Annotated in this window: 13 protein-coding genes and 1 tRNA gene; 13 read left to right on the forward strand and 1 reads right to left on the reverse strand. The window is 67.8% G+C overall.

Features of this window, described 5'->3' with window-relative positions; all coding sequences use genetic code 11:
* The first annotated feature begins 6 nt into the window (after positions 1-6).
* From NP825_RS03065 to NP825_RS03125, 13 genes are all read left to right on the forward strand, one after another.
* On the forward strand, positions 7-1,176 hold the full coding sequence (locus tag NP825_RS03065) for an XrtA/PEP-CTERM system-associated ATPase (protein ID WP_257548269.1): 1,170 nt from the start codon (positions 7-9) through the stop codon (positions 1,174-1,176).
* A 45-nt stretch (positions 1,177-1,221) separates the two neighbouring features.
* A complete protein-coding gene (locus tag NP825_RS03070) occupies positions 1,222-2,082 on the forward strand; it encodes an XrtA system polysaccharide deacetylase (protein WP_257548271.1) in 861 nt (286 codons plus the stop codon).
* Positions 2,064-3,143 (forward strand): FemAB family XrtA/PEP-CTERM system-associated protein, encoded by a 1,080-nt coding sequence (locus tag NP825_RS03075; protein WP_257548274.1) that lies wholly within the window; start codon positions 2,064-2,066, stop codon positions 3,141-3,143. Before NP825_RS03070 ends, NP825_RS03075 begins: the two co-directional genes overlap by 19 nt.
* Positions 3,143-4,348, forward strand: a complete 1,206-nt coding sequence (locus tag NP825_RS03080) for a TIGR03087 family PEP-CTERM/XrtA system glycosyltransferase (protein WP_257548276.1) — start codon at positions 3,143-3,145, stop codon at positions 4,346-4,348. The genes NP825_RS03075 and NP825_RS03080 overlap by 1 nt, the downstream gene beginning before the upstream one ends.
* Positions 4,345-5,823 carry an exosortase A gene (gene xrtA / locus NP825_RS03085; RefSeq protein ID WP_257548278.1) on the forward strand — a complete coding sequence of 493 codons (1,479 nt, stop codon included), beginning with the start codon at positions 4,345-4,347 and terminating at the stop codon, positions 5,821-5,823. The genes NP825_RS03080 and xrtA overlap by 4 nt, the downstream gene beginning before the upstream one ends.
* A gap of 13 nt (positions 5,824-5,836) precedes the next feature.
* Positions 5,837-7,732 carry an XrtA/PEP-CTERM system amidotransferase gene (locus NP825_RS03090; RefSeq protein WP_257548280.1) on the forward strand — a complete coding sequence of 632 codons (1,896 nt, stop codon included), beginning with the start codon at positions 5,837-5,839 and terminating at the stop codon, positions 7,730-7,732.
* Between the two features lie 228 nt (positions 7,733-7,960).
* The gene (locus tag NP825_RS03095; protein ID WP_257548282.1) at positions 7,961-9,133 is read left to right on the forward strand and encodes a GNAT family N-acetyltransferase; all 1,173 of its coding nucleotides are present in this window, start codon (positions 7,961-7,963) and stop codon (positions 9,131-9,133) included.
* A gap of 8 nt (positions 9,134-9,141) precedes the next feature.
* Positions 9,142-10,008, forward strand: a complete 867-nt coding sequence (locus NP825_RS03100; RefSeq protein ID WP_257548284.1) for a cupin-like domain-containing protein — start codon at positions 9,142-9,144, stop codon at positions 10,006-10,008.
* An 82-nt stretch (positions 10,009-10,090) separates the two neighbouring features.
* Entirely contained in the window at positions 10,091-10,309 is a 219-nt protein-coding gene (gene infA, locus NP825_RS03105) for a translation initiation factor IF-1 (RefSeq protein ID WP_010162480.1), read from the forward strand.
* A 26-nt stretch (positions 10,310-10,335) separates the two neighbouring features.
* Positions 10,336-10,908, forward strand: a complete 573-nt coding sequence (locus tag NP825_RS03110; RefSeq protein WP_257551275.1) for a nucleoside triphosphate pyrophosphatase — start codon at positions 10,336-10,338, stop codon at positions 10,906-10,908.
* The gene (locus NP825_RS03115) at positions 10,901-11,866 is read left to right on the forward strand and encodes a ribonuclease (RefSeq protein ID WP_257548297.1); all 966 of its coding nucleotides are present in this window, start codon (positions 10,901-10,903) and stop codon (positions 11,864-11,866) included. The genes NP825_RS03110 and NP825_RS03115 overlap by 8 nt, the downstream gene beginning before the upstream one ends.
* Positions 11,856-12,050 (forward strand): DNA gyrase inhibitor YacG, encoded by a 195-nt coding sequence (locus NP825_RS03120; protein WP_257548299.1) that lies wholly within the window; start codon positions 11,856-11,858, stop codon positions 12,048-12,050. Before NP825_RS03115 ends, NP825_RS03120 begins: the two co-directional genes overlap by 11 nt.
* Positions 12,051-12,146: 96 nt before the next feature.
* A tRNA-Phe gene (locus NP825_RS03125) sits at positions 12,147-12,222 on the forward strand.
* 80 nt (positions 12,223-12,302) lie between these two features.
* On the opposite strand, the gene copD is transcribed toward NP825_RS03125, so the two are convergent.
* Positions 12,303-13,262 (reverse strand): copper homeostasis membrane protein CopD, encoded by a 960-nt coding sequence (gene copD, locus NP825_RS03130; protein ID WP_257548301.1) that lies wholly within the window; start codon positions 13,260-13,262, stop codon positions 12,303-12,305.
* Between the last annotated feature and the right edge of the window lie 4 nt (positions 13,263-13,266).

Below are 13,266 nucleotides of genomic sequence, written 5' to 3' on the forward strand. Positions count from 1 at the left end.
ATTTCGATGTACGATCAATATTATAGTTTCACCGGCCGTCCGTTTCAGCTGACGCCCGACCCGGCTTTCTATTTCGAAAGCGGCACCCATCGCAAGGCGATGTCCTATCTCGGCTACGGCCTTGCGCAGGGCGAAGGCTTCATCGTCATCACCGGCGACGTCGGCGCGGGCAAGACGACGCTCGTCGGGCATCTGATGAACACGATCGACCCCAATCGCCTGACCGCGGTCAAGCTGGTGTCGACGCAGGTCGAGGGCGACGATCTGCTCCGCCTCGTCGCCGAACAGTTCGGGATCGAATGGGAAGGGCAGAGCAAGGCCGAGTTGCTGCGCGCGATCGAGCAATATCTGCGCGAACAGGCGCGCGCCGGCCGCCGCACCCTGCTGATCGTCGACGAGGGGCAGAATCTGGCGATCTCGGCGCTCGAAGAGCTGCGGATGCTGTCGAACTTCCAACTCGGCGACCATTCGCTGCTGCAGATATTCCTGCTCGGCCAGCCCGAGTTCCGCCAGACCTTGTTCCATACGCCCGCGCTGGAACAGCTCCGTCAGCGGGTGATCGCGACGCACCACCTCGATCCGATGGAGCCCGAGGAGGTCGAACCCTATATCCTCCACCGCCTGAAGAAAGTCGGCTGGACGGGCAATCCCAGCTTCGCGCCCGAGGCGTATGAGCTGATCTTCGACTATAGCGACGGCGTGCCGCGCAAATTGAACGTGCTGGTCAGCCGGCTGCTGCTGTTCGGCGCGGTCGAGGAACTGCACCGCATTTCGGCGCAGCACGTCCGCAACGTCATCGCCGAGGTCGAGGCCGACCGCGGCATCGACGAGGCGAGCCTCGCGCCGCTGCCGGTCGAGGAGGTCGTCGCGCATGCCGCCGCCGCGGCCGCGCCGCTCGAATGGCCGGCGCCTGCCGCCGCGAACGATCGCCCGCCTTTCGCCGCGCCGGTCGAGCCTGCTGTAGAATCCGCAGAAGCCGTCGTGCCCGCTCCTGTCTCTTCGCCGGTTGACGACGAGCAGATCGCTGCGCTCAAGGAGCAGATCGCCAGTCTCGAGGCGCGCATCGTCGAACAGGATGCCGCGCTTCGCCGGGTGCTCGACCTGCTGATCGAGTGGGTCGAACGCGATCCCGAAAATTCGCCCAACCCCGCCCGGTCCGAAGTGTGGGCCGCGTGACGCGCTGAACATCATCGGCTAAGATGCTGATGAAGGTGAGGGAAAATGCAGAACGGCCTGTCGGTCGATGTCGAGGACTGGTTCCAGGTCGGCGCCTTTGAGCGCACGATCGACCGTGCCGACTGGCCGGCGCTCGAATGCCGGGTCGAGGCGAATTGCGACGCGGTGCTGCAAATCTTTGCCGATGCGGGCGTGAAGGGCACTTTCTTCACGCTGGGTTGGGTGGCAGAGCGCTATCCGGCGCTGATCCGGCGGATCGTCGATGCCGGGCACGAACTCGCGAGCCATGGCTATGACCACAAGCGCGTGTTCCAGATGACCGCCGACGAATTCGCGGCGGACCTCAAGAAGGCGCGGGCGATCCTCGAAGATTTGGGCGGGGTCGCGATCCGCGGCTATCGCGCGCCGAGCTTCTCGATCGACACGCGCACCCCCTGGGCGCATCCGGTGCTTGCCGAGCAGGGCTATGCCTATTCGTCGAGCGTCGCGCCCGTCGTCCACGACCATTATGGCTGGCCGCAAAGCCCGCGCCATGTCTGGCGGCCGGTGGCGGGCAGCGATCTCGTCGAATGGCCGGTGACGACCGCGCGAATCGCCGGGCGCACGCTTGCGGCGGGCGGTGGCGGGTTCATGCGGCTGTTGCCCTATGGCTTCACGCGCTGGGCGATCGCGCGAATGAACGCAGAGGGGCATCCGGCGATTCTCTATTTCCATCCGTGGGAGATCGACCCCGGCCAGCCGCGCGTCGCCGATGCGCCGATCAAGTCGAAGATCCGTCATTACAGCGGCCTGTCGGCGATGGCGGGCAAGCTGAAGAAATTGCTTGCCGATTTCGAATGGACCCGCGCCGACGCCCTGCTCCCCGCGCAGCAGGATCGCGCGCAGCCGTGGCGTGCCGCGGCGTGAACGCGCCGGTGCATCCGGTGACGAAGCTGTCGGTTGCGCCGCTGGATAATGCGGCGTCATGGGACGCCTATGTCGCGGCGCATCCCGATGCCACGCCCTTCCATACCCGCGCGTGGTGCGAGGCGATCACGAAGGCGACGGGGCACACATGCCATGTGCTCGCGGCGCATGATGCGGCGGGGATTATCGTCGGCGTGCTGCCGCTCCACCATATCCGCTCGCCGCTGTTCGGGCAGGCTCTCGTCGCGACCGGCTTTGCCGTCGATGGCGGGTTGCTGGCCGACAATGAGGATGCGGCGGCGGTGCTTGCCGACGCGGCTGCTGCCCTCGCTGCATCGCTGGGTGTCTCATCGGTCGAACTGCGCGGCGGTCCCTTGCCCGAAGGCTCGGGCTGGCGGGTCGAAGACGGCGTATATGCCGGTTTCGCGCGCGACCTGGCGGCCGATGACGATGCCGAATTGCTCGCTATCCCGCGCAAACAGCGCGCCGAGGTGCGCAAGGCGCTCGAAAGCGGGCTGACCGTGACGACGGGCCGCGACGCCGCCGAACGCCGCGATCATTATCGCATCTATGCGACGAGCGTCCGCAACCTCGGCACGCCGGTATTCCCGAAGGCTTTGTTCGACGTGGTGCTCGACGCGTTCGGCGACGATGCCGACATTTTGACCGTGCGCGACGGCGGGAGGCCGGTGGCGAGCGTGCTCAGCCTTTACTGGCGCGGCACGGTGATGCCCTATTGGGGCGGCGGCACCGCCGAGGCGCGGGGGCTGCGCGCCAACGAACGCATGTATTACGCGCTGATGTATCATGCCCGCGCAAAGGGCTGCACGCGCTTCGACTTCGGGCGCTCGAAGGTCGGAACGGGGCCGTTCGCCTACAAGAAGAATTGGGGTTTCGAGCCGCGCCCGCTCGTCTATGCGCGCTGGCTGGCGCCGGGCGAAACCCCGCGCGACACCAACCCCAACAGCGCCAAATATAGGCTACAAGTCGACCTCTGGAAGAAACTGCCGCTGTGGGCGGCGAACCGCATCGGCCCGCTGATCGCGCGCGGGTTGGGGTGATGGCCGAAATATTGTTTCTGGTGCATCGCGCGCCATGGCCGCCCGACCGCGGCGACCGCATTCGCAGTTGGCATATGTTCGAGGCGCTGGCGAAGCTCGCGCCGGTGCATGTCGCCGCGCTTGCCGACAATGAGGCTGATGCGGCAGCGGCGCGGGCCAAGATGGCACCGCTTTGTAAGAGTTTGTGCATCGAAGTGCGTAAGGTTTCGCGCCCCGCCGCGCTGGCGCAGGCGGTGCTGCGCGGCGAGCCGGTGTCGAACCGGCTGTTCCGGAATGCCGCGCTCGCCGAGCATATCGAAGCGCTGCTCGCGCTCGGCACCGTCACCCATATCGTCGCTTTCTCGGGTCAGACGGCGCAATATCTTCCGGCTCGCTTTGACGGGCCGGTGATCATGGATTTCGTCGATGTCGATTCGGCGAAGTTCGCGACTTATGCGGAGCAGGACAAGCGCCAGCCGCTCAACTGGGTTCATGCACGCGAGGCGAAGAAGCTCGGGGCGTTCGAGGCCGATGTTGCGCGCCGGGTCGATGCCAGCCTGTTCGTCAGCGAGGCCGAGGCCGCGCTGTTTCGCGAACGGAGCGGACTGGGCGGCGACATCGTCTTCGCGATCGAGAATGGCATCGACACCGACCGCTTCGACCCCGCGCTGGCGCTCGACTGGCTGGACGAGGACGAAGGGCCGCTCGCAGTGTTCACCGGCCAGATGGACTATCGCCCGAACATTGACGCGGTACAGTGGTTCGTGGCCGACATCTTCCCGCTCATCCGCAAGGCGCATCCCACCGCGCGTTTCGCGATCGTCGGCCGCGCCCCGACCGAGGAGGTGCGTGCGCTGGCGGCGCTGCCCGGTGTGACCGTCACCGGCGAGGTCCCCGACGTCCGCCCGTGGCTCGCCGCCGCCGACGCGGTCGTCGCGCCGCTGCTGCTCGCCCGCGGGGTGCAGAACAAGCTGCTCGAGGCGATGGCGATGGCGCGGCCTGTGGTCGCGAGCGCTGCGGCGGCAACCGGAATCGACGCGGTGGATGGCGAGCATCTGCTCGTGGCCGATGATGCGGCCGGGATGGCGGCGGCGGTCGTTCGCCTGTTCGCTGATCCGGCCGCGGCGGCGGCGATGGGTCAGGCGGCGCGCGCGCGGATGATCGCGCGCTATGGCTGGGAGGCACGCCTTGCGCCGCTCGCCGACTTGCTGGGGCTGGACGCGTGACGCGCTGGCAGCACCATCTCGCGGCGCTGGCGATCCTGTCGGCGGTGATCCTCGCGATTTTTCACGCCGATGCCGTCGATATGATCGGCATCTGGTGGCATAGTTCGACCTTCACCCATTGCCTGTTGATGGTGCCGATGATTGGCTGGCTGGTGTCGCAGCGGGCCGCTTTGCTCAAGCCGCTGACCCCCGCTTATTGGTGGCCCGCGCTGGTCTGGATGGCGGGCGCGGGGCTGGTCTGGCTCGTCGGCGAGGCGGCGGGGGTCGGTCTGTTCCGCCAGCTTGGGCTGATCCTGATGCTGCAAGGGGCCGTCGCGGTGGCACTCGGCGGGAAGCTGGTGCGCGCGCTGCTCTTTCCGCTCGGCTATGCGCTGCTGCTCGTGCCGTTCGGCGAGGAGCTGGTGCCTTTGCTCCAGACGCTCACCGCGAAGATCAGCATCGCGCTGCTCCACCTGTCGGGGCTGTCGGCCGAGATCGAGGGAGTGTTCATCACCACCCGCGCGGGCTTCTTCGAGGTGGCCGAGGCCTGCTCGGGGGTCAATTTCCTGATGGCGATGCTGGCTTATGCGGTGTTCGCGGCGCACCTCTGTTTCAAAAGCTGGACGCGGCGGATCGTCTTCGTCGCGCTCGCGCTCGCGACGACGGTGCTCGCCAATGCGCTGCGCGCATACGGCACGATGGTCGCCGCCGAAATCTGGGGGATCGAGCGGGCGGGCGGGATCGACCATGTCTTCTATGGCTGGGTCTTTTTCGGGGTCGTCATTCTGCTCGTGATGCTGATCGCGCGGCGCTGGTTCGACCGGCCCGCGAACGACGTCGCGGCCGATGTCGCTGACCTCGATGGCCTGCCGCGCCATGCGGGGGCGGCGAAGGGGGTTCTTCCCGCCGCGCTCGCGCTGCCCCTGCTCTTCGCCGCCTGGGGCTGGCTGGTCGGCGGTCGTTCGGCGCCGTTGCCCGAAGCCATGCCGATTGCGGCCCCTGCCGGATGGAGTGTCGCGGCGCGGGAACGGGCGGTATGGATGCCGCGCTTCGACGGCGCAGACCAGCGGTTGGTCCGCGATTTCGTTGATGCGAAGGGGCGACGCGTCGCCGTCGCGATCGGCGGCTATGTGCGGCAGGCCGAGGGGCGCGAGGTCGTCGCTTATGGTCAGGGCGCGGTCGACCCCGACAGCAAATGGGCGTGGAGCGCGGCGCTGCCACCGGTCGAGGGTGCCAAGACCGAGCGTTTGCTCCATCCCGGCCCGGTACTGCGTGACGCCGCGACCTGGTATGTCGTCGATGGTAGCGCGACGGGCAACCCGCGCGGCGCCAAACTCGCCGAGTTGAAGGCGCGATTGCTTGGCGGCGACCCGCGCGCGCTGTCGCTGATCGTGTCGAGCGAGGAGGGGCAAGGCGGCGCGCAAGCGATCAGCGATTTCGTTTCCGCGTCGGGCGGAGCGCAGGCGATGGCTGACCGCGCGCTGAAACTGCGCTAAGGCCGCTTCCTATATGTGCGGGATCGCAGGCATTTATCATCTCGAGACGGCCAAGCCGGTCGATCCCGCTCGCGTCCGCGCCATGCTGCACCCGATGGCGCATCGCGGCCCCGACGGTTCGGGCGATTGGACCGCGCCGGGGGTCGGGCTCGGCCACCTCCGCCTGTCGATCATCGACATCGCGGGCAGCCCGCAGCCGATGGCGAGCGACGACGAGGCGGTGACGCTTACCTACAACGGCGAAATCTATAATTTCCGCGAACTGCGCGCTGAGCTCGAGGATCGCGGCCACCGCTTCCGCACCAGCGGCGATACCGAGGTGATCATCGCGGCGTGGCGTCAGTGGGGCGTCGAATGCCTGTCGCGCCTCAATGGCATGTTCGCCTTCGCGATCCACGATCATGCGCGCGGCTGCCTGTTCCTCGCGCGCGACCGGCTGGGGGTGAAGCCGCTCCATCACGTCCGCCTGTCGGACGGATCGGTGGCGTTCGCCTCCGAACTCAAGGGCCTGCTCCGCCATCCGCTGCTGCGGCAGGAGGCCAATCTGTCGGCGGTCGAGGATTTCCTCGCGCTGGGCTATGTCCCCGACGATGCTTGCATCGTCGCGGGGGTCGAGAAATTGCCCGCGGGCCATTATCTGCTCCTCGAACGCGGCAAGCCGGTGCCCGCGCCGACGCGCTGGTGGGCGCCCGATTTCTCGAAGCGCGTCCGGGCGAGCGAAGGCGAGGCCGCCGAGCATCTGATCCACCTGATGCGTACCGCGGTGACCGACCGCATGGTCGCCGATGTGCCGCTTGGTGCCTTTCTGTCGGGCGGGGTGGACAGCAGCGCGGTCGTCGCGCTGATGGCCGAGGCGAGCGCCAAGGCGGTCAAAACCTGCACGATCGGCTTCGACCAGGCGGCGCTCGACGAGACGGCCTATGCGCAGCAAATCGCCGAACGCTTCGCGACCGATCACCGCACCCGTACCGTCGCCGCGGGCGACTTCGCGCTGATCGACCGGATCGCCGATATGTTCGACGAGCCCTTTGCCGATGCGAGCGCGCTGCCGACCTACCGCGTCTGCGAACTCGCGCGCGAGGATGTGACCGTCGCGCTCTCGGGCGACGGCGCCGACGAAGCGTTTGCGGGCTATCGCCGCCTCGTCTTCCAGCATCAGGAGGAACGGCTGCGCGGGATGATCCCGCGTTTCCTGCGCAAGGGGTTGTTCGGCCCGCTGGCGCGCGTCTGGCCGCAGATGGACTGGGCGCCGCGTCCGCTGCGCGCGCGCGCGACGCTCGCGAGCCTGTCGCGGAGCGGGGCGGAGGGCTATGCCGAGGCGGTCGGGGTGACCGGCCCCGCGCAGCGCGCGCGCCTGTTCAACGATGCCGCGGTCCATGCGCTCGGTGATCATATCGGCGAAGCGCGTTACTGGAAGGCGATGGCCGAGGCGCCCGCCGCCGAACCGCTCGACCGCGCCCAATATGCCGACCTGATGATCTGGCTGCCCGGCGACATATTGACCAAGACCGACCGGATGAGCATGGCGGTCAGCCTCGAGGCGCGCGAACCCCTGCTCGATTATCGCCTGATCGAATTCGCCGCGACCCTGCCGGCGTCGATGCGCGTGCAGGGCGGCACCGGCAAGGCGATCCTCAAGAAGGCGATGGAGCGTTATCTGCCGCACGACATTCTCTATCGTCCCAAGATGGGGTTCGTGACGCCGGTGTCGCGCTGGTTCCGCGGGCCGCTGGTCGAGCAGGCGAAGGCGCTCGCGACGTCGTCGACGCTGACGCGCTCGGGCTGGTTCGACATGGCCGAGATCGAACGCATCGTCGCCGCGCACCAGTCGGGCCGCCGCGACCATGGGCGGCTGATCTGGCAATTCTTCATGCTGGAGAAATCGCTGGCGAAGCTGTTCGGGATTTGAGGTCTGATCGCCGCCGTGGAGTGGGGAGTTTACGTCGACTAACCACTCTCGTCATCCCGGCGAAGGCCGGGATCTCGCCGGTGCGTTATGGCGATAGGGCGAGATCCCGGCCTTCGCCGGGATGACGAAATTGGGGCATTAGCGGCCATCTCGATCTGCGGAGAGTGATAGAAGGACGTAGATGAATCGCCACGCCCTCTTAACGACTTGCTGCTAGGCTCGCCGCCGATGACGGTCCACCCCGCCTTTCCGATCAGCGTCGCCGATGCCGCGCCGCTTGCCGTGCGTGTCGCCGACCCGCTGTCGCTTTCGGACGAGTTGGCGAAGGCGTGGGACCGGCTGGCGGACGAGGCGAGCGAGCCGAATCCCTTCGCCGAACGCTGGTGCCTGCAACCCGCGCTCCATCTGCTCGATCCCGAGCGGCGGGCGCGGCTGGTGATGGTGCGGGCCGACGGCGCGGGGCCGTTGGTCGGCGTGATGCCGCTCGCGCCCGCGGTGAAATATGGGCGTCTACCGCTCCGGCATGTGACCGGATGGGCGCACGCCAATCATTTCCACGGCGCGCCGCTGGTCCGCGCCGGGATGGAGACGCTCTTCTGGTCGATCCTGCTCGGCTGGTGCGACGCCGCGAACTGGACGCAAACCTTGCTCCATGTGCCGCGCCTGACCGAGGACGGGCCGTTGCATCGCGCGCTGGTCGAGGTTGCGCGCGGACGCGGGGGCGAGGCGGAAGTCGTCCACCGCGAGGAGCGCGCGCTCCTCGACAGCGATCTCTCGGCCGAAGCCTATTGGGATGAAGCAGTGCGCGCGAAGAAGCGCAAGGAGCTTCGCCGCCAGGCGAACCGGCTCGCCGAACAGGGCGAGATGGCGTTTCGCCGCTGGCAACCGGGCGAGGCGGTCGAGCCCTGGATCGACGCGTTTCTTGATCTCGAAGCGCGCGGCTGGAAAGGCCGGGCCGGATCGGCGCTCGCCAGCCATGGCGAGACCGAAGCGTGGTTTCGCGCGATCGTCACGGCCGCCGCCGGCGCCGACAAGCTCGACATGCGCCTGCTCGCGCTCGACGATCGGCCGCTCGCGATGCTGATCAATTTCCTCAGCTCGCCGGGCGGCTTTTCGTTCAAGACCGCGTTCGACGAGGATTTCGCCCGCTTCTCGCCCGGCGTGCTGCTGCAACAGGCGAATCTCGATCTGTTGGGCGATGATCGCATCGACTGGGTCGATAGCTGCGCCGCGCCCGGCCATCCGATGATCGACAGCGTCTGGCGCGAGCGCCGCCATCTCGTCTGGGTCAACGCGCCGCTTGCGGGCGGCGCCGACCGGCTGCGCTTCAAGGCGCTGGTCGGCGTGGAAAAAATGTGGCGGCGCTGGAAACGCGCCGCGTCTGCTGAAAATAATCTATAGGAATCGCCATGACGGCCCATCAGACCATCGACCAGCCCGTCTTTCCCGCCGAAACGCTCGCGCGGATGGAGGCGCTCTATCCCGCGGAGGCAGGACTTCTGCATCACCGCCTGCCCGACCATCCCCTGCTGTCGCTCGAAGCGCTGGCGGCGCTCGGCGAACGCCTGCCCGACGCGCAGGTCGAATATAATCCCGGCGAACTGCCGATCGGGATCCGGCCCGAGGATATCCCGTCGAACGGCCTGTCGATCGGCGAGACGATCCGCACGATCGACACCAACCGCAGCTGGGCGGTGCTCAAGAATATCGAGACGATGCCCGATTATCGCACGCTGCTGATGGATCTGCTCGGCGAGCTCGAACCCGTTGTCGCGCCGCGCACCGGGGCGATGCTGACGCCGCAGGGCTTCATCTTCATTTCCTCGCCCGGATCGATCACGCCGTTCCACTTCGATCCCGAGCATAATATCCTGCTGCAATTGCGCGGCACCAAGGTGATGAACGTCTGGCCCGCGGGCGACGAACGTTTCGCGCATCGCACCGAACATGAGCGATATCATCTGGGCGGGCACCGCAATCTGCCGTGGCAGGAGGAATTTCGCGATCGCGCGCAGCAGGTGCCGCTCGGTCCGGGCGATGCCGTGCTGATGCCGGTGATGGCGCCGCATTTCGTCGCCAATGGCGACGCGCCCTCGATCTCGCTGTCGATCACCTGGCGCAGCGAATGGAGTTACCGCGAGTCCGAGGCGCATGCCGCCAACGCCACGCTGCGCCGCATCGGGCTCGACCCCGCGATGCCGCCGCGCTGGCCGAGCTATGCCTGGGCGAAAACCATCGGCTGGCGGGTGGCGCGCAAGCTGAAACTCGTGTCCTGAACCGACGTTACAGATGGCTTTCAATTCCGCACATTTGGCGTTATGGGCGCCCATCCCGATATTTCGAGCCCCTAGAGGATAGATGGCGAAAGAAGAACTTCTGGAAATGCGCGGCCAGGTGGTCGAACTGCTCCCCAACGCGATGTTCCGCGTGAAGCTGGAAAATGATCACGAAATTCTCGGCCACACGGCCGGCAAGATGCGCAAGAACCGCATTCGCGTTCTGGTGGGCGACGAAGTGCTCGTCGAACTCACCCCCTATGACCTGACCAAGGGTCGGATCACCTATCGCTTCAAGTGAGCGGCGCGGCGACCTCTCCCGCGCCAATTCCGGCTCTCGTATTGGCTTCGACCTCGCCGCGCCGCCGCGAGCTGCTGGCGCGGATCGGCCTGACGCCCGCGCGTATCGCGGCCCCCGACATCGATGAGACGCCGCTGAAAGGCGAACTGCCGCGCGCCTATGTCGCGCGGCTCGCGACCGGCAAGGCGCTGGCCGTCGAGCGCGCGGCGGACGAAGTCGTGCTCGCGGGTGACACGACCGTCGCGGTCGGGCGCCGCATCCTCGAAAAGCCGGTCGACGAAGCCGACCTTCGCCGGATGCTCGGCCTGCTTTCGGGGCGGCGCCATCATGTCTGGTCGGGCGTCTGCGTCGTCGGTGCCGACGGACGCCCGCGCGTTCGCGTCGCCGACACGACCGTGGCGTTCAAGGTGCTGAGCCAGGCCGAAATCGACTGGTATGTCGAAGGCGGCGAGGGGATGGGCAAGGCAGGCGGCTATGCGATCCAGGGCAAGGCCGAAATCTTCGTCCGCTTCCTGTCGGGCAGCCATTCCAACGTCGTCGGCCTGCCGCTGTTCGAGGCGCGCGCGCTATTGAGCAGCGCCGGCGTGCCGCTTGGCTGAGTGGCTTTATGAAGCCGGTATCGGCGAATGCCGCGCCGCGCTGGTCGAGGACGGGGTGATCGTCGAAGCGCGGATCGAGCGTGACGGCGACGGGCCGCGCGTCGGTGCGGTGGTGGCGGCGCGGCTGGTCGAGGCGGGCAAGGTTGTGCTTGATGCGCCCGGCGATCCGCTCGCGACGCTGTCCCCGCCGCCCGGGCTTTCGCTGGGAACGCGCCTGACCGTCGAGATAACGCGCATGGCGCTGCGCGAGCGCGGCCGCGACAAGCCGGCGCGCGCGCGCCTGTCCGACCGGGCGGTGGGCGCCGGTCCCGATCTGCGCGCACGTATCGCGGCGACGGAATATCCGGTCGCCGAGCTGAGCGCGATGGGCCTCGACCGTCTGGAGGAAGCGGGCTGGTCCGAGCTAATCGGGCATATCCGCGCGGGGCACTGGCCGTTCGCGGGCGGCGCGCTGTGGGTCGATACGACGCCCGCGATGACGCTGATCGACATCGACGGCGACGGAAGCGGGCTGGCGCTCGCGCGAGCCGGGGCCGCCGCGGCGGCGCATGTCATTCGCTGCTGCGATATTGGCGGGTCGATCGGCATCGATTTCCCGACCCTCGCCGGCCGGGCCGAGCGGCAGGCGATCGACGCGCTGGTCGACGAATGGCTGCCGCCGCCCTTCGAGCGCACCGCGATCAACGGCTTCGGCCTGATGCAGATCATCCGCCGCCGCGAGCGGCCGTCGCTGGTCGAGCAGGTGCGATTCGATCCTGCCGCCACCGACGCCGCGCTGTTGCTGCGCCAGGCCGAACGGGCAAAGGGCGCGGGCGCGTTGCAACTGACTGCGCGCCCGGCCGTTGCCGATCATATCGCGGCGCATCCCGGCTGGGTCGCCGAGTTGCAGAAACGCACCGGGCGACCGGTCGAGATTGTGCGCGATGCCCAAGCGAAAGGAGCGGGCCATGCCCAATGAAGCCGCCGCCGAACCCGACAAATGCCCGCTTTGCGGCAAGCCGCGCGTCCAGCAATATCGGCCGTTCTGCAGCCGCGGCTGCCGCGATCGCGACCTCAATCACTGGTTCGACGAACGCTATCGCACCCCCGCGCACGAAGGGCCCGACGGGGGCACCGACGACGCCCGGTTCGAAGGCGATTGACCCGCGAAATTGACGCAACAAAGGCTCTGGACAGGATGAAACGCCCTGCCTATAGCCGCCGCTCGCCAGCAGGCCGACCGGCCTCGCGACGCCCGTGCCCGGGTAGCTCAGTTGGTAGAGCATGCGACTGAAAATCGCAGTGTCGGCGGTTCGACTCCGTCCCCGGGCACCATTATTTCCTCGACGCGCATCGGCTTGTCCGGGAAACGAGCGCTCGCTTTGGCGGCGCCGAAATTCGACCCGTGCTTCGCATCACATCGCTTCGCCGCCGAAAGGATCGAGCGTCCCGAACCAGGCGACCAGGGCCAGGATCGCGAAAGCGGCCGTCGCTTCGGCGATCAGGCTCTTGCACAGGGCGGCGATCGCTTCGGACGGGTTCGCGTCGTCGCGTGCTTCCATCCGCGCGACGGCGGCGCTGAGCGCCGGGGTGAGCCGCCAGCGATTGGCGGCGGCGAGGGCGAGCATGAGCGCGAACAGCGCGAGCTTGGCGAGAAGCCCTTGTCCATAGGGAGCCGCGAGCGACCGGCCGAGATTCTCCGCGCCGATGATCATCTGACCGTTGATGAGCCCGGTTCCCGCAATGGTCAGGACGCAGATCGTCCCCACGACCGAAAAGCGATCGAGGCTGCGCGCGGCGATTGCGATCGTCCCCGGCGGCGGGCCGCTGCGCCGTGGAGACAGCAGCAGCAGAAAGGCAGCGATCGCCCCGATCCACACCGACGCTGCCGCGATATGCACGATGTCGCTGATCCGGTGGATGGTCCCGGCAGTTCCCTCGGTCGCGCCGGCGTGACCCGACCAGGCAAGCGTGCCGACCGCCACCAGGCCCGCCGCCGCGAGCAGTGCGGCGACGGCGGTCGGCCACCGCCTCGTCCAGATCGACGCCGCCAGCGCGGCGGCGAGCGCGGCGCTGCGATAGAGCCAGGCGGTGCCGACGTCGCTTTGCCGGACGATGGCCTGAAAGGATTGGGCGTCGAGCGCGAGGAGCCCGACGCCCTGCATCGATGCCGCGAGCATCCCCATGCCGAGCGCCGACAGGAGAAGACCCGCCGCGCAGAGCCATCGTTCGGCGCACCAGATCCTGTCCGTCAGTTCGGGCCTTGCGCGGTCTTGCCGCGTCAGGGCGTAAAGGGGAAAAGCGGTGAGACCGGCGACGAGCATCAGGTCCGTATAGAGCGCGAACCGGATGCCGATCAGGACGAGATCGCCCACCGCC

The sequence above is a fragment of the Sphingopyxis sp. DBS4 genome (genome assembly GCF_024628865.1).
Classification (GTDB): Bacteria; Pseudomonadota; Alphaproteobacteria; order Sphingomonadales; family Sphingomonadaceae; genus Sphingopyxis.

Bases quoted from the DNA above. Each gene is read 5' to 3' on its own strand.
- NP825_RS03065 (WP_257548269.1), top strand. From the start codon at position 7: ATGTACGATCAATATTATAGTTTCACCGGCCGTCCGTTTCAGCTGACG.
- NP825_RS03070 (WP_257548271.1), top strand. From the start codon at position 1,222: ATGCAGAACGGCCTGTCGGTCGATGTCGAGGACTGGTTCCAGGTCGGC.
- NP825_RS03080 (WP_257548276.1), top strand. From the start codon at position 3,143: ATGGCCGAAATATTGTTTCTGGTGCATCGCGCGCCATGGCCGCCCGAC.
- NP825_RS03090 (WP_257548280.1), top strand. From the start codon at position 5,837: ATGTGCGGGATCGCAGGCATTTATCATCTCGAGACGGCCAAGCCGGTC.
- NP825_RS03095 (WP_257548282.1), top strand. From the start codon at position 7,961: ATGACGGTCCACCCCGCCTTTCCGATCAGCGTCGCCGATGCCGCGCCG.
- NP825_RS03100 (WP_257548284.1), top strand. From the start codon at position 9,142: ATGACGGCCCATCAGACCATCGACCAGCCCGTCTTTCCCGCCGAAACG.
- infA (WP_010162480.1), top strand. From the start codon at position 10,091: ATGGCGAAAGAAGAACTTCTGGAAATGCGCGGCCAGGTGGTCGAACTG.
- NP825_RS03120 (WP_257548299.1), top strand. From the start codon at position 11,856: ATGCCCAATGAAGCCGCCGCCGAACCCGACAAATGCCCGCTTTGCGGC.